A 17,798-nucleotide genomic window follows, 5' to 3' on the forward strand; every position below is an offset into this window, starting at 1 on the left:
TTTGCATGAATTTACAATTACCGGAAGGGCGATTTACCCAATGGCTGACCATCTTACCGAAGAAGAACAAATAGAAACGCTGAAGCGCTGGTGGGCGGAAAACGGCAGAGGCATTGTGACCGGCATAACGCTGGCGCTAGCCGGTTATTTCGGCTACCAGTGGTGGCAGAACTCCGAGCGCAGCTCGGCGGAAGGCGCCTCCAATTTATACCAGAGCTTTGTGGAGGCGGTGACTGCCAACGAGAGTCAGCCGGACGACAAGCAGATGACAACAGCCAGGAGTCTCGCGCAACAGCTGAAGGACGAGTACGGCAGCCGCATTTACGCCAGTCAGGCAGCCCTGCGTGTCGCGGCCCTGGCGGCGGCTGACAATGACCTGGAGGCTGCGACGGAGCAGTTGCAGTGGGTACTGGCCAACACTGGAGAGGATACCCTGAAATTACTCGCGACCCGCCGCCTGGCCGCGGTTGTGGCCGCGCGGGGTCAGCCCGATGAGGCACTGGCAATGCTGGGTGGCGATATCCCCGATGCCTTTGCCGCACTCTATGCGGAAACCCGCGGTGATATTCTGTTGCAACAGGGCGATGAAGAGGCGGCCAGGCTGGCCTATGAGCAGGCGATCGACGAGCTGCTGCCGGAGCAGGCCGCCAGCGCCCAGCTGTTGCGCCTCAAGGCGGACAGTATCGCCGCTGCGTCTGAGGACGCCGCAGAGGAATCCCCGGCTGGGAACCTTGAGCCTGCAGAGGCTTCTGAAATGGAGGCGGGTCAGCCGCAGCAGGAGAGTGACGAGCAATGAAATCCCTAACCCGCGCCATCTATGGCGCCGTCGCTTTGGTGATGGCCTTGGTAGTGGCTGCCTGTGCGTCGAACGAGGAAAAGGAAGACACGGACCCGGTGGAACTGGTTGATATCTCCGCGAGTGTCCAGCTGCGGGAAGTCTGGTCCGCCAATATCGGTGATATCGACAGCAAGCTCTACGCAATGCTCACGCCGGGCATCGGCAGCGGCATGATTGTCGCCACCAACAGCGACGGCGATGTCACCGCCCTGGATCGCAACAGCGGCAAGCGCCGCTGGAGAACCGAACTGGATGTGCCCATCAGTGGCGGGGTTGGTGTCGGCCAGGGGCTGGCGGTGGTGTCGGACTACCGCGGACGGGTCATTGCGCTGAACCTGGACGACGGGTCCGAGCGCTGGTCCCACCAGGTTTCCGCCGAAGTGGTGTCCACCCCGGCGGTCGGTGCCGGTGTAGTCGTGGTGCAGACCGTGGATGGCAAACTGATCGGTCTCGACGGTGACAGCGGCAGTGAGCGCTGGAGCCACAGCACGGTATTGCCGGTATTGACGCTGCGCGGTACTGCGGCACCGGTGATTTCCGCCGGTATCGTATTTGCGGGTCTGGACAATGGCAAAGTAATCGCACTGGATGCCGCGGACGGCATAGCGCGCTGGGAGCAGCGTGTGGCGATTCCACAGGGAGCGGCGGAGTTGGAGCGGGTGGTGGATATTGACGGCGCGCCAGTGGTGCGCGGTGATCTGGTATTTGCCGCCAGTTACCAGGGCCGTGTAGCGGCACTATCCCGCGACGAGGGTCGCGGCCTGTGGGCGCGGGATGCCTCCACTTATCACAGCGTCGCGGTGGGGGGAGGCAATGTATACTTGAGCGATGCCGGCGGTAGCGTCTACGCCTACGACGTGGGTTCCGGACAGATCCAGTGGAACAATGGCGACCTGTTGCGCCGCGAATTGAGCGGCCCGGCCTATTTTGCCAACAGCGTGGTGGTGGGCGACCTGGAGGGATACCTGCATGTGCTGGATCCGGCCACCGGGGCCATTATCGGCCGGGAGCGCATAGACGGGGACCGGATACGCATTCCCATGCTGGTGGATGGGGACCTGTTGTTTGCCCTGTCCGACGGCGGTGAGCTGGCTGCCTTGCGCCTGGAGCGCATCCAGTAATACCCAGTAACGGGCGGCGGATTTTTGCAGTATCCGCGCCCACCGGTTTCAGCGCCCGCACCCCGCGGGCGTTGGCGTTTTAGCCGCGGGTCCGGGTTCTCCGCCGCGATAGAGAAAGTGGCGGCCCAAGTCGGCCATCGAGAGTACCAAACAATTCCATGTTGCCTGTAATAGCCCTGGTCGGACGCCCCAATGTAGGCAAATCCACCCTGTTCAACCGGCTCACCAAGAGTCGCGATGCGCTGGTGGCCAACTATGCCGGCCTCACCCGCGACCGCAAGTACGGTGAAGCGGAAATCGACGGCCGCAAGGTGATCCTAGTGGACACCGGCGGCATCAGCGGCGATGAGGAAGGCATAGATGTGGCCATGGCGGAGCAATCCCTGCAGGCCATTGAAGAGGCGGACCTGGTGCTGTTTCTGGTGGATTGTCGCGCGGGGTTGACGCCGGCGGATGAAATCATCGCCCGGCGTCTGCGCACCGGCTCCAAAACCACATTGCTGGTGGCCAACAAAGTGGATGGCGTCAATCCCGATATCGCCCTGGCACCCTTTTACGAGCTGGGTATCGGCGACCTGTTCCCGATCACCGCCACCCACGGCCGGGGCGTGCGCACGCTGCTGGAGCGTGTGGTCGCGGATCTGCCTGCGGCAGAGGCGCCGGAGCAGGAAGAGCTGGCGACCGGGATCAAGATCGCCATCGTCGGGCGCCCCAATGTGGGCAAGTCCACGCTGGTAAACCGCCTCCTGGGTGAAGACCGGGTGGTGGTCTACGATCAGCCCGGCACCACGCGGGACAGCATCTACATCAATTATCAGCGGGACGAAAAGCCCTATACACTGATTGACACCGCGGGAATCCGCCGGCGCAAGAATATCAAGGAGTCGGTGGAAAAGTTCTCCATCGTCAAAACCCTGCAGGCAGTGGAAGACGCCAATGTGGTGGTGCTGGTAATCGACGCGCGCGAGGGGCTGGTGGATCAGGACCTGCACCTGATGGGCAGCGTGATCCAGGCTGGGCGCGCACTGGTGGTGGCGCTCAATAAGTGGGACGGCCTGGAGGCGGACCACCGGGATTTTGTCAAAGCGGAACTGGAGCGGCGCCTGCGCTTTGTGGACTTTGCTGATGTTCACTTTATTTCCGCTCTGCACGGTACCGGCGTGGGGCATTTATACCAATCCATCGAAGCGGCCTACCGGGCGGCGACGGACAAACTGTCCACCAGCCACCTGACACGTATTCTGCAGTGGGCGGTGAGCGAACATCAGCCGCCACTGGTCCGCGGCCACCGCATCAAGTTGCGCTACGCCCACGCCGGCGGGCAGAATCCCCCGGTGGTGGTGATTCACGGCAACCAGACGGACCAGGTACCGGCGCACTATGTGCGCTATCTGGAAAAAACCTTTCGCAACGCATTGGAGTTGCACGGAACACCGGTGAAAATTGAATTCCGCTCAGGTGAAAACCCCTACGCCGGAAAGAAAAACAAACTGACGGACCGTCAGAAGGCGAAGAAGCGCCGCTTGATGAAATTTGTAAAAAAGAAGAAGTAAAGTCGTCATCGGCTGGCATCGCGCCCGGTCGGTGCGTAGGTCCCGGACAAGGCCAGACACGAGGAGAAAGTCATGTTGGAATTGAGTAAACCTGCACTGTTGCGCACACAATCCTTTGTCAATGGGCGGTGGATCGACGCCGATTCCGGAGCCACACTGGACGTTGCCAATCCGGCCACCGGGGAGCTGGTGGCAACCATCGCGAGTTGCGGTGCCGCGGAAACCCGTCGCGCCATAGAAGCTGCGGACGCGGCCTGGCCCGCATGGCGTGCTGCCACGGTCAAAGAGCGGGCAAAAATCCTGCGCCGCTGGTACGACCTGGTGATCGAAAACCTGGACGACCTGGCGAAGATCCTCACGGCGGAGCAGGGCAAGCCCCTGGCGGAGGCCAGGACTGAAATTATTTATGGCGCCAACTATATCGAATGGTTTTCCGAGGAGGCCAAGCGCGCTTACGGTGATGTGGTGGCACCGCCCTCCAACGACAAGCGCATTTTAGTGATCAAACAACCCGTCGGGGTTACCTGCTCGGTGACGCCGTGGAATTTCCCCAGCGCCATGATCGCCCGCAAGATGGCACCGGCGCTGGCAGCCGGCTGTCCTTTTGTCAGCAAGCCCGCCTCGGAGACGCCGCTGTCGGCGCTGGCACTGGCGGTACTGGCGGAAGAGGCCGGTATTCCCGCCGGTGTGTTCAACGTGGTAGCCGGCAGCAGTGCCCGCGAGATTGGCGAGGAGATGACTTCCAATCCGCTGGTGCGCAAGTTTACTTTTACCGGCTCCACCGCAGTGGGCAAGAAGTTACAGGCCCAGTGTGCCGAAACCATCAAGAAAACCTCCATGGAGCTGGGTGGCAATGCGCCCTTCATTGTCTTTGACGACGCCGACGTGGATGCGGCAGTCAAAGGCGCCATCATCTGTAAATACCGCAATGCCGGCCAGACCTGCGTGTGCGCCAACCGCATATTTGTGCAGGAAGGCGTATACGACGAATTCGCGCGCAAATTCAGTTTGGCGGTGCAGGCGCTGACCCTGGGCAACGGCGCAGAGGCGGGTGTCGAAGTGGGGCCCATGATCAACGCCAAGGCGGTGAAGGACGTACAGGCGCTGGTGGAGGACGCGCTGGCCAAGGGTGCCAAGGCCCCGGTGACCGGTGGCCCCAGTGAGATGGGCGGCTGCTTCTATGCACCCGCGGTGCTCACCGGCGTCGACAATACAATGCGACTCTTCCGCGAGGAGATTTTCGGTCCGGTGGCGCCACTCTATAAATTCTCCACCGAGGAGGAGGTGATTCAGCTGGCCAACGATACCGAATACGGACTGGCCTCCTATTTCTACTCCCGCGACATAGGGCGCATCTGGCGTGTCGGCGAAAAGCTGGAATACGGCATGGTAGGAGTCAACGAAGGTATCATCTCCAACGAGATGGCGCCCTTCGGTGGGGTAAAGGAATCGGGTATCGGCCGCGAGGGCTCCAAATACGGCCTTGATGATTATCTGGAGATCAAATACCTCTGTCTGGGGGGGATCGATCGCTAGCCGCATTGGCGACTGCTGCAGAGGATGAACCTCGAGCCCATTGCCCAAGTGCACTCCTGCTTCGGGGAGAAGTTCGGGGTGCCGCGCCAGTCGTTGCTGGCGGATGCCAGCCGGGCGGCCATAGAACTGTTGCCGCCACTGAACGTGAGCGACGCGGTGGCCGGGCTGGAGGCGCACTCCCATCTATGGGTTATCTTCCAGTTTCACCAGGCGGCCGGACAATGGTCGACAAAGGTGCGCCCACCGCGCCTCGGCGGTAACAGGAAGCTGGGGGTGCTGGCCACCCGCTCCCCCTTTCGCCCCAACAACATCGGCCTGTCGGTGGTGCGCCTGTTGCAGGTGCGAACCTCGCCGAAGGTGATGTTGATCGTCGGTGGTATCGATCTGGTGGACGGCACCCCGGTGCTGGATATCAAACCCTATATTCCCTATGCCGATGCGCTGGAGGGGGCGCACAGCGCTTTTGCGGACAGGGCGCCCGCAGTGGTCGATGTGGACATTCCTGCGGAAGTACGTGCAAAGGCTGCCGCCTATCGAGACGACTGGGGCACCGACCTGCCCCGGCTCATTGAACAGGTGCTGGCCCAAAATCCCAAGCCCGCCTACCAGCAGCCGGAACCAGAGCGTATCTACGGTATGCGGTTATGCGGGTTTAATCTGCAGTGGCGCTATACGGACAGGGACACAGTGAAGGTGGTTTCCCTGCAGTAAAGACGGCGCTCAACCGGGTTTGAAAACTTCACTGTGTCGCGTTGGCTATAACTGGGTGTGATTCCCTCCCTCATTTTTGAGGGGAAGAACGGAGCGGATTGATGCTTGGTAAATTGTTGAAAAAGCTTTCCCTGGATTTCTTCTACCTGGGTTTGCGGAGCATGTCCGTAAACCCTCCACGGCAAATCAAGCAGTTATATGCTTGATTTTCGGCCTGATCATCCCTGTTCAGGACAGCAGGCTGTAGAAAAATACTTTTTCAACAACCTGTTAACGACTCAACTTAACATATTCCAGTTCACAGGGGTCTGTCCCCTCTATTACCCTCAATTGAATCTCTTCCTGGCTGATATATGCCGCGAGAAGCGTTGAATATACGGCCTCAAAATTGGGCTGACTTTTTTGCAATGTAAAATAAACATCGTTATGAGCAGAGCAATTGGCAAGGGTTTCATCTCCGGGAGTCCCGATGTAAACGGGACCATCAGTTTTTGTGAATAGGGTACTAATGATGTCAAGGCAGCCCGTAGTGCTACAACTATTGGAAAAAGCGATTGGTGAAAAAAACGTCAGGGAGGCTAGAAATAGAAAGCGTTTCATAAAATCAGTTTTCCTGTGTTGATTTTTAGGCTGCTAAAGCTTCGCTTGTTTTAAACCCTAATGCAACGATCAGAGACCGGGCTGCTACAATTGTCATGGAGTGCCGGACAGGTCCTATGAGTGAATAAATGCACTTTTTTCGGAAATTTGCCACTTGTGAGACAGAAGTCCAAATTGAAAGTGGTTGTGAGAATTTTCTCTTGTGCCGGCAACAAGGCCACTTCGAATCCTTCGGGAGGGCGCAATGGGGCTGACAGTGGTGTTACTTTTTTAACTTGACTTTTGGGAACCTCGACGGACCATGACCTATGCACTGGACCCCAGGCAGACGCTGATCGTTTCGATTCTGGTCTTGTTCCTGGGTAAGTATTTAAATTCCAAAGCGGCCTTTCTGCGCCGTTACAATATTCCCGAGCCGGTGACCGGCGGAGTACTGGCGTCGCTCCTGATCAGTGTTCTTTATTTCACCGCGGACCGGACCCTTGTGTTCGACCTGCACGGACGGGACACTTTCCTCACGGTTTTCTTTACCTGTATCGGCTTGTCTTCGCGCATCAGCAGTCTGCTTGCGGGTGGCAGAACCCTGTTCAAACTGCTGTTGCTGGCAGTGGGCATGTTGTTTCTGCAAAATTTGATCGGTGTCATTATTGCCAGGTTCAGCGGTCTGGAGCCGGCTGTCGGTATCCTGGGCGGCAGTATTTCCCTCAGCGGCGGCCACGGTACGGCAATTGCGTGGGCGCCTATCCTGAAGGAGCATTACGGTGTCGCCGGGGCGCTGGAAATCGGGGTCGCCTGCGCGACCTTTGGCCTGGTGCTCGGCGGTGTTATCGGCGGCCCTATCGCCAGATTCCTGATAGCCCGACACCAGTTGAGTTCCACCAGCGAAGAGTATCTCGCAGTGGGTATTCCCCAGGGGGACACGGATGAGCAGATCTCGGTGGATTCGGTGCTCAATGCGCTGCTGGTCATCTGTATCGCGCTGGGTATGGGGCTGCAGTTTCACGCACTGCTGGGACGCCTCGACATCAATATGCCGTTGTTTGTGAGCTGCCTGTTCGCCGGTATCCTGCTGACCAATACGGTTCCAGTGCTGTTCAAACAGCTGAACTGGCCCAGCGGCACGCCCATATTGGCGCTGATTTCCGATTTGAGTCTGGGCCTGTTTCTGGCCATGTCGCTGATGAGCCTGCAGTTGTGGACCATTCTGGATCTCGCCGGCCCCATAGTGATGCTGCTGGTGGGCCAGGTGCTGGCGATTACCCTTTACGTAGTGCTGGTGCTGTTTCCGGTTATGGGGCGTAGCTACGATGCGGCGGTGATGTCGTCCGGCTATGTGGGCCTGGGGTTGGGCGCAACGCCCACCGCCCTGGCCAATATGACGGCGGTCACGGCGCGACACGGCCCGGCGCCCCAGGCTTTCCTGGTGGTGCCGCTGGTGGGTGCTTTTTTTATCGATATTGCCAATGCGTTCGTGGTCAACCTGATGCTGGAGTTATTTGGCTGAAGATATTTTGCGCGGAACCGCGGCAGCAATGGTGGATGCAAGGGGATCCGGAGAGCGTTGCGGCAGGTTGAAAGCAACCCCCGCAAAGCCTCGCGCGGGGGTTGACACAGGTTTACATTCGAAATGCCGGTCAGTCGATGGAGCAGATCAGAGTCCAGCTGCCGTCGGCGGTTCCCGGCACCGAGTTGGTCCACCAGTTGGCCTGGTATACGCTGCCGTCGTGGACGATCCGGTCACCGCCATTGGCGTGGTCGCCCGCCGGCCAAACCGGATAGGTGACCAGGCCGCTGGTATCTACACCCAGATCGTCGCAATTATCGCCGTTGCCACCGCCCCCCGGGCCGCTGTCCACGGAACCCAGCGGCAGTTCCGGATACTCAAACGCGAGGGCGTAACTGGAGCCGTTGATGGTGGCGGTATAGGCCTGGGGGCCCGACACCGGCAGATAGTAGTTGAGTGTCATGTCCCAGGTCTGACCGGGGGCCAGGTTCAGCCACCCGGGCAAAGCAAAGCGCACCCGGTGAAACTCGTTTTCCAGCCCCCCCACATTGCCGCCACCGGCATTGGCACCATTCTCGATCACCGCAAGGCCGGCTCCGCTCTGGTCGGAGATGAGATTGGAGGTAGAGGTGGGCATATCGAACTCGAATACAGTACCGCCGGGCAGTGTTTCGCCGGTGTTGTTGGTGACGTAGAGCTTGGGGTTCAGCGGGTAGTTCTGATCGCCGACCTTGAAGCCGGTAACTTCCATGGCGATATCCAGCGCTTCGGCCGGCAGCGGGCGCTCGCTGCGCTGTTGGCGATAGGGCGCGGCCGTGCGGAATGTGTCATAGGCCAGGCTGGTCAAGGTGGAGCCCATGGTGTATTCGCCTTTGCCCGCATCCCAGTCGTAGTCCCCCGCCAGCTCCCAGAACATGATACCGCCCAGTCCCTGGTCGCTGACATATTGCACCTTGGCGGCCATGGACTGGTTATCTTCGGTGGAGAGAAAAACCTTCTTGGTCTGGTTCCACAGCCAGGGTGACCGGGACACGCTGTCGTAGTTGCGCGCGTAAACCCCCACCAGAGCATCATCCGGATCCCCCGCCGGATCCAGACCATAGGCGGCGAGGTAGGAACCCAGGATGCCGTTTTCCAGATTCTTGGCGTGCCACATGGGGTTGGACCCGGCTCCCACCTCGCCGCCGTTTTCATCCAGGTCGTGCCACATATTGTCGATGCCAATGGCGCCGTAGCCGCACTTGGCCCAGCCGCCGGTACCCACGGGGCACTGTGTCTGGTCCGGCAGTGGGGCAGTGCCGCCGAGACCCTGGTTGCCGCCGGTGACGCCCTGCCAGCCGCGGGTGTAGTAGGGGATGCCGATATTGATCCGGCCCGGGGGCAGGCTGCCGCGGAAGTACTTCACCGCCCAGTCGATATTGAGGTAACCGAGTCCGCCGTACTGGGACGTACTGTATATGCCCGCCGCCGCCAGCTCCGGGTCGGCACCATTGTCGAACAGGGCTGAATTGTGGCCCACATACTCATTCCAGGCGCCGTGGAGGTCATAGGTCATGACGTTGACGTAATCCAGGTAGCGGGTGATTTGCATGGTTTCCATACCGCGCAGCAGGTATCCGGACGAAGGCGAGGCGATAGTGAGCAGGTAGTGGGTGTTGTCCTGTGCCCCGGCGATGTCCAGCTTTTCCCGCAGCACCCGCATCAGCTCCACATAGGAATTCATCAGCGCGGCGCGGAGCGGATTGGCGACGCCGAAATCGAGCGGGTTGCCGGCATCGTTCATCGAGGTGGGATATTCGTAGTCTATGTCGACACCGTCGAAGCCGTAGCGGCGGATAAATGCCACGGCGGAATCGGCAAAAGTTTCGATGCCGACGCGGTTGATACTGCCGTCGCCGTTGGTGGTCATGGTGTAAAAACCACCGTTGGCGACGCGATCACCGGACTCATTGAAGTAGCCGCCGGTCTCGGCCCAGCCGCCGACGGAGATCAGTGTCTTGACCTGTGGAAACTGCTTTTTGAACTTGCTCAGCAGATTGAAATGGCCCTGATAGGAAAATTCATCATCCATTTCCGCGCCGGGGATGGCGGGCCAGGTCATACCGGTGGCGGGGTTGTCCGGATCCGCGGTATTGCCCACCGACAGCCGGTTGTCGTCGCCGATATGTGTGAAGGCGTAGTTGATATGGGTGACCTTGCTCCAGGGGATGTCCTTGACCAGATAGCTGGGCTGGCCGTTGGCACCGTTGCGCCAACTGGTGAAATAGCCGATCACCCGACGCGGATGGTCGGCTCCCATTTGCTCCCGGCCCTGGGCGGTATAAATGGCACAGTAGTTGGGTGCGGTTCCGCTGGTGGTAAACAGCCCATCGGGTCGGCACGGGTGTTCCGATACCACCGGATCGTCATCCTCAACCGCGATGGAAACGCTGTCTTCCGCGGTCAGGCCATCGTTGTCGATTGCCCTGGCAGTCAGGGTGTGATTGCCGGCAGTGGCGGTCCAGCTGGCGGTGAAGGGTGCGTTGCTGTCGCTGCCGATATTGCCGCCGTCCACAAAAAACTCCACCGTCGCAATGGTGCCATCCGCATCAGTTGCGGAGGCGCTGAGCTGCACAGTATCGCCTGTGGAGAAGGTGGCATTTGCACCGGGGCTATCCAGGCTGAGTTGCGGCGGCTGGGCGCTGCCGTCACCCACATTGATCTGAATCTCGCTCACCAGGGTCACCTGGCCGGCGGTGTCCACAATTCTTGCCCCCAGGGTTGGCGAGCCGGCTGAGGCGATCCAGGTAATGGAAAAAGGGGCACTGCTGTCGGTTCCAATAGAGGCGCCGCCGATGAAAAACTCCACTGAGGCTACACCATTGTCGTCACTGGCATTGACGGAGATGATAACGCTGTCATTCTGATTGAAAGAAGCTCCATTGGCAGGGCTGGTAAAATTCCCCTGAGGTGGGAGATCCTGGCTGCCGCCATCGCAGTTGCCCAGTAGTGTCCACTCCTGATACTGGCCGGAGTACTGTTCGGGATCCTGGTTTTGTGTCCACCAGTTGGCTTGATAGGCGTTGGCATTGTGCTGTACCTGGGCGCCGCCGGTATAGGCGGTCGCAGCGTCCCAGTTCGGCAGTGGCGTACAATCCACTCCGTAGGCAGAGGTGGCGGCGATCATGCCCGCCAGTAGCGCGCCGAGCGCAATCGGTTTGTTCATAGTTTTCACCTTGCAGTCGTTATTTTTATCGGTGTTTGGCGTAGCGGTATTTTATTCTTCCGGCAATGCAATAAGTTGCCGGGTAAATGCGGTACAAGGATGCGCCGCCACCGGGTGGAAGCCGGCACAAGCCCTTGAAAAGCAGACGACACCACGTAATTGCCCGGTTTCTAAAGGCCGCCGTCCAATCGATGAGGGATCATCAATTGGATTGCGGGGTTAAATACCGCCGGCTCGAAAATGACACCGTTGTCAAAATAGCAGCCCGCTGTTACACGAACAATCTGGCACTTTGAATGACGTGCCATAAGAGACTTTATTGCGTTGTATTAAATGCCAACCTAAATATGATGTGATCGGGTTCACAAAGTTTGAGAGGTTTGAGCGAAGCCGTTCAGTAGGAAGTCCCAAGTCTGGTAACAATAGATCGGTAAGTCTCCCTTGGGATAAATATTCTATTTAGGTGCGAAACGCTTTTAATTTTTGAAAGTAATCCCCCGAACAATCCGCCATTTTGCATGACATGCCTTAAAGAACTTTATTGCGTTGTATTGTGCGCCAAACTGAAGTTAGTATGATGCAGTTCGCAAAGTTTTAAAGCTTTGCGCGAAGCTATTCAGTAAGCAGTCCCAAGTCCGGTAACAGTAGATCGGCAAATTCCTCATGAGAGAAATGTTTCACTTGGGCGCTCAATTCTTTTTATTTTTTGGAAACAATTTTTAGGGGGCAAGGTTGCAGAATTTCTGGCAAGATTGCTGCTGCGAATATAGCCCGTTAGGGATTTAAAGCGGGTGCGAGCCTAGTCAGGTTGATCATCCGGCACATTTAAGAGATAACAATAAAGGAAACAGGACGTATGCAAATCAAAGTAAAAAAAATGAGCCCCAGCTTGCTGGCCGTGGCGGTCGCTGTTGCGGCGGGTTCCACCACTGCGCAAGAGGAGATTATCGAAGAGGTCATTACCATCGGCACCCGGGTGGAGGGGCGCTCCGCGTCGGACTCAGCCGCGCCGGTGGATGTGATTTCCGCAGAGGAGTTCGTCAATCAGGGCGATGGCGACATGTCCAATCTGCTGCGCAACGTGGTCCCCTCCTACAACGTCAATGCCCAGCCCATCAGCGACGCGGCGACCATAGCCAGGCCGGCCAACCTGCGTGGCCTGTCTTCGGACCACACGCTGGTGCTGGTGAACGGAAAGCGCCGCCACCGCTCGGCGGTAATCTCTTTTCTCGGCGGCGGCCTGGCAGATGGTGCCCAGGGTCCGGATATCTCTGTGATTCCCGCCATAGCCCTCAAGCAGGTGGAGGTTCTGCGCGACGGTGCGGCGGCCCAGTATGGCTCCGACGCCATTGCCGGGGTGGTTAACTTCCAGCTGAAGGATGCCAGTGACGGCGGCAGCATCGAGACCAAGTGGGGCACCACCGCCGAGGGCGACGGTGACCAGTATATGGTATCCGGCAATATCGGCCTGCCGCTGACCGCTGCCGGCTTTGCCAATTTCAGCTATGAATACCGCCAACAGGACGCCACCAGCCGCAGTGTGCAGCGCGATGACGCCGCGGGCCTGATTGCCGCTGGCAACACTGCCGTGGCCGATCCGGCGCAGGTCTGGGGCCAGCCGGAGGTGAAGGATGATGTAAAAGTATTCGCCAACCTCGGTCTGGAACTGGGCGATGGCGCCGAAGCCTACGCTTTTGGTAACTACGCCACCAAGACGGTGGACGGCGGTTTCTATTTCCGTAACCCGGACAACCGCCCGGCAGTATTTGCGATAGATACCGATGACGACGGCGACGTTGATACGCCACTGGTCGGTGACGAGGATCCCAGCAATGGGCTCGACGACTGTATCGGCTTCAGTCATGCGGACGCCGCCAGCAGCGATGAGTGTTTCTCCTTTACGGAAATTTTTCCCGGAGGCTTCACCCCGCGCTTCGGCGGCGATGTGGTGGACCTTGCCGGCGTGGCCGGCGTGCGCGGGGAGATGGACAATGGCTGGGGCTACGATGTAAGCCTGGGGGTGGGCCGGAGTGAGGTGGAGTTCTTTATCTACAACACCGTCAATGCCTCCCTGGGTTCCGCCTCCCCCACCAGTTTTAATCCCGGCACCTATATCCAGATGGAACAAAACTTCAACCTGGACCTGAACCGGCAGCTGGACCTGAGCGGCACCACCGTTTACTTCGCTACCGGTTTCGAGTGGCGGGAAGAACAGTTTGAAGCGCAGATTGGGGATCAGGCTTCCTGGGAAGTGGGCCCCCTGGTGGACCAGGGTTTCTCCATTGGCTCCAACGGTTTTCCCGGCTTCGGCCCGCAGGTGGCCGGCACCTTCGATCGCCAGAATGTCGCTCTCTACTCCGATGTGGAAGCGGAACTCACCGACAGTCTGTTGCTGGGGGCGGCTTTGCGCTGGGAGGATTTCAGTGACTTTGGTTCCACCAGCAACTATAAGCTCTCCGCCCACTACCAGGTTGTCGACAGCCTGGCGCTGCGCGCCACCACCTCTACAGGCTTCCGCGCACCCACTCCAGGCCAGTCCAATATCAACGCGGTCTCCACTGTTTTTGTGGAAGGAGAATTGGTGAACCAGGGCACCATCCCGCCCACCAGTCCGGTGGCGTTGGTCTACGGGGGCCGGCAGCTGGAGCCTGAAGAGTCCACCAACTACACCTTCGGCGCCGTGTTCAATATCGGTGACCTGGACGTGACACTGGATTACTTCAATATCGATGTCGAGGGCCGGTTGTCGCAGTCGGCGGATCGGGAATTGAGCGACGAGGAGCGCGCGGAGCTGGTGGCCGCCGGCATTACCGGGGCGGAATCACTGGACTCGTTCAAGTTTTATACCAACGACTTCGATACCAACACCCGGGGGCTCGATCTGGTGGCAACCTATCCGCTGGACCTGATGGGCGGTAGCACTGACCTGAGTCTGGCCTTCAACTGGACCGAGACCGAGGTTGAGGATTTCAATCCCGAGACCATGAGTAACCTGCGGATTCGCCAGATTGAGGACAATTTGCCAAATACCCGTGGCAACATCTCCCTGAGGCATGCGGAGGACAATTGGCGTGCCCTGGCACGGGTCAACTACTTCGGTGCCTTCTGGGAGCCGCACCTGGAGGATGACACACTGCCGATCGACGCGCCGTCCGAGGTGACACTGGATGTGGAGGTAGGTTACAACTTCACCGACCAGCTCTCCCTTATCGCCGGTGCCGAGAACATACTGGATAATTACCCGACGGAGCACGAGTGGAGTGGCATTGCCGGTTCCAGATACCCGGCTACCTCGCCGATGGGTTTTAATGGCGCCTTCTACTATATGCGCGCGCGGTATGATTTTGACTGAGGGTACTAAATGAAAAAACCGGCAACCAAATAGGTTGCCGGTTTTTTTTCAGCCTTAGGCCTCAAGTCCTGTCCGACTCGCTTCCAGCGACAACTGAGATTCTCCTTGGGCGGGTTTCCTGCCCGGATCTACTTTCTTCCGCCTTTATATAGCCACAAAGCCCGGAGCAGTAGCCGGGGTGTTTTACAGGGCGTCCGCTGTTTGTGTTTTTTCCCCTTTTTTATCGGCAACCTCATCCAACTGAGCCGGCCCGGAATTTTGCGGCACTTTTTTACGGCCAAAAATCTGCTGCACCACGACGAAAAACAGTGGGATAAAGAAGATGCCCAGCAGGGTTCCCACCACCATGCCGCCCAGTACCCCGGTGCCGATGGCGCGCTGGGCGCCGGATCCCGCTCCAGTGGATATCGCCAGTGGCAGCACGCCGAGGCCGAACGCCAGTGAGGTCATCAGAATCGGGCGCAAGCGGTCGCGCACTGCGCGCATAGTGGCTTCCACCACCGCCATGCCGTTTTCCAGGTTCTGCTTGGCAAACTCCACGATCAGGATGGCGTTTTTACTGGTCAGGCCAACAGTGGTGAGCATGGCCACCTGAAAATAAACATCGCGCTCCATGCCCCGCAAAGTGTTGGCAAGCACCGCGCCCAATACCCCCAGGGGCGCCATCAGCAGCACCGCCGTGGGTACTGTCCAACTCTCATAGAGTGCGGCCAGGCACAGGAATACAATCAGCAGCGACAAGGTGTAGAGCAGCGGTGCCTGGGCGCCGGCGGCGCGCTCCTGATACGACAGGCCACTCCACTCCATTCCGATGCCTGCCGGCAGCTGCGCGACCAGTTTTTCCACCTCCTGCATGGCCTCCCCGGAGCTGACGCCGGGTGCCGCCTGGCCATTGATCTGCATGGCGGGTACACCGTTGTATCGCTCCAGGCGCGGCGAACCGTAGTCCCAGGAGAAGCTGGCGAAGGAGGACAGCGGCACCATGTCGCCCTTGTTGTTGCGTACAGACCACAGCTGGAAATCTTCCGGCACCATACGATAGGGCGCATCCGCCTGCAGATAAACCCGCTTGACCCGGCCGCGATCGATAAAGTCATCGATGTAGGCGCTGCCCCAGGCGGTACTCAGAGTGCTGTTGATGTCGGCGATGGACAATCCCAGCGCCGCCGCCCTGGCAGTATCTATCTCGACGCGAAACTGCGGCGTGTCCTCCTGGCCGTTGGGACGGACATTGGCGAGCAATGGGTTCTGCCCGGCCATGCCCAGAAACTGGTTCCGGGCCGCGGTCAGCGCCTCGTGGCCCAGGTTGCCGTTGTCCTTCAGGTAAAAGTCAAAGCCGCCGGAAGTGCCCAATTCGGGTAGTGGCGGCGGGGCGAAGGCGAAAGCCAAGGCGTCCTTGATCTGCGTGAAGGCGCCCATGGCCCGCATGGCCACTGAGCTGACACTTTGTGCCGGCTGCTCGCGCTGGGACCAATCCTCCATATTGATAAAGGCGATCCCCGTATTCTGGCCGCTGCCGGCGAAGCTGAAGCCCTGCACCGCGAACACGGATTTTACCGTGCCCTGTTCCTGGTCCAGAAACTGGTCCTCCACCTTGCGGATAGAGGCCATGGTGCGTTCCTGAGTGGCGCCCACCGGTGCCTGCACCATGGCGAACAGAATTCCCTGGTCCTCATCGGGGAGGAAGGAGGTGGGCAGGCGCAGGAACAGCAGTGCCATCACCGCGGAGAGCCCCACAAAAAGCAGCATAAAGCGGCCGCTGCGGGCCAGGATCGCACTCACCCCGGTTTGGTACTTTTGATTGCCGCGCTCGAAATTGCGATTGAACCAGCCGAAGAAGCCCTTCTCTCCGTGGCTGCCGCCCTTGGGTAAAGGTTTCAGCAGGGTGGCACAGAGGGCCGGGGTCAGAATAATCGCCACCAGCACCGACAGGGCCATAGCGGCGACAATGGTTGCGGAGAACTGCCGGTAAATTACCCCGGTGGCCCCATCCAGGAACGCCATAGGCACGAACACCGCCGACAGCACCACGCCAATACCCACCAGGGCCGCGGTTATCTGTCGCATGGATTTTCTCGTCGCCTCCCGGGGCGGCAACCCCTCTTCGCTCATCACCCGTTCGACGTTTTCCACCACCACAATGGCGTCGTCCACCAGCAGGCCGATAGCCAGAACCATGGCGAACATGGTGAGCATATTCACCGAGAAACCCAGTGCGGCGAGTACGGCGAAGGTCCCCAGCAGTACCACCGGTACTGCGATGGTGGGAATCAGGGTCGCGCGGAAATTCTGCAGGAACAGGTACATCACCAGAAAAACCAGGATGACCGCTTCGATCAGGGTGCTGATAACCCCTTTAATGGAAACCTTGACAAAGGGCGTGGTATCGAAGGGCACCACTGTCTCCAGGCCCCGGGGAAAGAAGGGCTCCAGCTCTTTCAGTTTCGCCTTGACCGCCTCTGCAGTGTCCAGCGCATTGGCGCCGGTGGCCAGGTTGATTGCGATACCGGTCGCCGGCTGGCGGTTGTAACGGGAGATAAACTCGTAGTTTTCGGCCCCCAGTTCCACCCGCGCAATGTCGCCGAGACGCAGCAGGGAGCCGTCGTCATTGGCCCGTACTACGATCTGGCGAAACTGCTCCGGCGTCTGCAGACGACCCTGGGAGGTGATGGAAGCGTTGAGTTGCTGTCCCGGTACCGAGGGTGCACCACCCAGGTCGCCCACTGCGACCTGGGCATTCTGGGCCCGCACTGCCGCCGCCACATCCGCTGGCGACAGTCGGTAGGTGAGCAGCTTGTTCGGATCCAGCCAGATACGCATGGCGTACTTGGATCCGAACACCTGTACATTGCCCACGCCGGGTACCCGGCTGATTGGGTCCACCACCGCTGAGTTGATATAGTCGGCGATATCGTTGCGGTTCATGCTGCCGTCTTCCGACACGAAGCCGGCGACCATCAGGAAGCCCGAGCGGGATTTGCTGACGCTCACCCCCTGGGTCTGGACTTCCTGCGGCAGCAGTGGCAACGCCAGCTGCATCTTGTTCTGCACCTGCACCTGGGCGGTATCCGGGTCGGTGCCGTTTGCAAACGTCAGGGAGAGGGAGGCACTGCCATTGGACTGGCTGGTAGCAGACATATAAATCAGGCCATCCAGGCCTTTCATGCTCTGCTCAAGAATCTGGGTGACCGAGTCCTCCACCACCTTGGCCGAGGCGCCGGGGTAATTCGCGCTGATATTCACCGCGGGCGGTGCAATATTCGGGTAGCGCTCCACCGCCAGTTTGCTGATGGACAGAGCCCCTGCCAACATGGTGATGATGGCCAGAACCCAGGCGAAGATTGGGCGGTCAATAAAAAAACTTGCCATAACCCTTTC

9 protein-coding genes are annotated in these 17,798 nt (G+C 59.2%); 7 read left to right on the forward strand and 2 right to left on the reverse strand.

The genetic code is table 11. The features are described 5' to 3' along the window. Positions 1-40: 40 nt before the first annotated feature. From ABVT36_RS01430 to gltS, 6 genes are all read left to right on the forward strand, one after another. Entirely contained in the window at positions 41-796 is a 756-nt protein-coding gene (locus ABVT36_RS01430; protein WP_368454915.1) for a YfgM family protein, read from the forward strand. Beyond that, positions 793-1,959 (forward strand): outer membrane protein assembly factor BamB, encoded by a 1,167-nt coding sequence (gene bamB, locus ABVT36_RS01435; RefSeq protein ID WP_368454916.1) that lies wholly within the window; start codon positions 793-795, stop codon positions 1,957-1,959. Before ABVT36_RS01430 ends, bamB begins: the two co-directional genes overlap by 4 nt. Before the next feature lie 158 nt (positions 1,960-2,117). Beyond that, positions 2,118-3,512 (forward strand): ribosome biogenesis GTPase Der, encoded by a 1,395-nt coding sequence (gene der / locus ABVT36_RS01440; RefSeq protein WP_368454917.1) that lies wholly within the window; start codon positions 2,118-2,120, stop codon positions 3,510-3,512. 72 nt (positions 3,513-3,584) lie between these two features. Then, positions 3,585-5,048 (forward strand): NAD-dependent succinate-semialdehyde dehydrogenase, encoded by a 1,464-nt coding sequence (locus tag ABVT36_RS01445; protein ID WP_368454918.1) that lies wholly within the window; start codon positions 3,585-3,587, stop codon positions 5,046-5,048. Positions 5,049-5,072: 24 nt separating this feature from the next. Next, positions 5,073-5,759: a tRNA (N6-threonylcarbamoyladenosine(37)-N6)-methyltransferase TrmO gene (gene tsaA, locus ABVT36_RS01450; protein ID WP_367148514.1), complete on the forward strand. Its 687-nt coding sequence runs from the start codon at positions 5,073-5,075 to the stop codon at positions 5,757-5,759. A gap of 901 nt (positions 5,760-6,660) precedes the next feature. After that, positions 6,661-7,863, forward strand: a complete 1,203-nt coding sequence (gene gltS, locus ABVT36_RS01455) for a sodium/glutamate symporter (protein ID WP_368454919.1) — start codon at positions 6,661-6,663, stop codon at positions 7,861-7,863. 130 nt (positions 7,864-7,993) lie between these two features. On the opposite strand, the gene ABVT36_RS01460 is transcribed toward gltS, so the two are convergent. Further along, positions 7,994-11,068, reverse strand: a complete 3,075-nt coding sequence (locus ABVT36_RS01460; protein WP_368454920.1) for a glycosyl hydrolase family 18 protein — start codon at positions 11,066-11,068, stop codon at positions 7,994-7,996. Positions 11,069-11,924: 856 nt separating this feature from the next. Here ABVT36_RS01460 and ABVT36_RS01465 point away from each other — a divergent pair. Further along, positions 11,925-14,420, forward strand: a complete 2,496-nt coding sequence (locus ABVT36_RS01465; protein ID WP_368454921.1) for a TonB-dependent receptor plug domain-containing protein — start codon at positions 11,925-11,927, stop codon at positions 14,418-14,420. A gap of 183 nt (positions 14,421-14,603) precedes the next feature. Here ABVT36_RS01465 and ABVT36_RS01470 read toward each other — a convergent pair whose 3' ends face one another. Beyond that, the gene (locus ABVT36_RS01470) at positions 14,604-17,789 is read right to left on the reverse strand and encodes an efflux RND transporter permease subunit (protein WP_368454922.1); all 3,186 of its coding nucleotides are present in this window, start codon (positions 17,787-17,789) and stop codon (positions 14,604-14,606) included. Positions 17,790-17,798 lie beyond the last annotated feature (9 nt).

The sequence above is a fragment of the Microbulbifer sp. TYP-18 genome, from assembly GCF_040932045.1.
Taxonomy (GTDB): domain Bacteria; phylum Pseudomonadota; class Gammaproteobacteria; order Pseudomonadales; family Cellvibrionaceae; genus Microbulbifer.

Excerpts from the sequence above, each read along its gene's own strand:
- ABVT36_RS01430 (WP_368454915.1), top strand. The coding sequence starts at position 41 with ATGGCTGACCATCTTACCGAAGAAGAACAAATAGAAACGCTGAAGCGC.
- bamB (WP_368454916.1), top strand. The coding sequence starts at position 793 with ATGAAATCCCTAACCCGCGCCATCTATGGCGCCGTCGCTTTGGTGATG.
- der (WP_368454917.1), top strand. The coding sequence starts at position 2,118 with ATGTTGCCTGTAATAGCCCTGGTCGGACGCCCCAATGTAGGCAAATCC.
- ABVT36_RS01445 (WP_368454918.1), top strand. The coding sequence starts at position 3,585 with ATGTTGGAATTGAGTAAACCTGCACTGTTGCGCACACAATCCTTTGTC.
- tsaA (WP_367148514.1), top strand. The coding sequence starts at position 5,073 with ATGAACCTCGAGCCCATTGCCCAAGTGCACTCCTGCTTCGGGGAGAAG.
- gltS (WP_368454919.1), top strand. The coding sequence starts at position 6,661 with ATGACCTATGCACTGGACCCCAGGCAGACGCTGATCGTTTCGATTCTG.
- ABVT36_RS01460 (WP_368454920.1), bottom strand. The coding sequence starts at position 11,068 with ATGAACAAACCGATTGCGCTCGGCGCGCTACTGGCGGGCATGATCGCC.
- ABVT36_RS01465 (WP_368454921.1), top strand. The coding sequence starts at position 11,925 with ATGCAAATCAAAGTAAAAAAAATGAGCCCCAGCTTGCTGGCCGTGGCG.
- ABVT36_RS01470 (WP_368454922.1), bottom strand. The coding sequence starts at position 17,789 with ATGGCAAGTTTTTTTATTGACCGCCCAATCTTCGCCTGGGTTCTGGCC.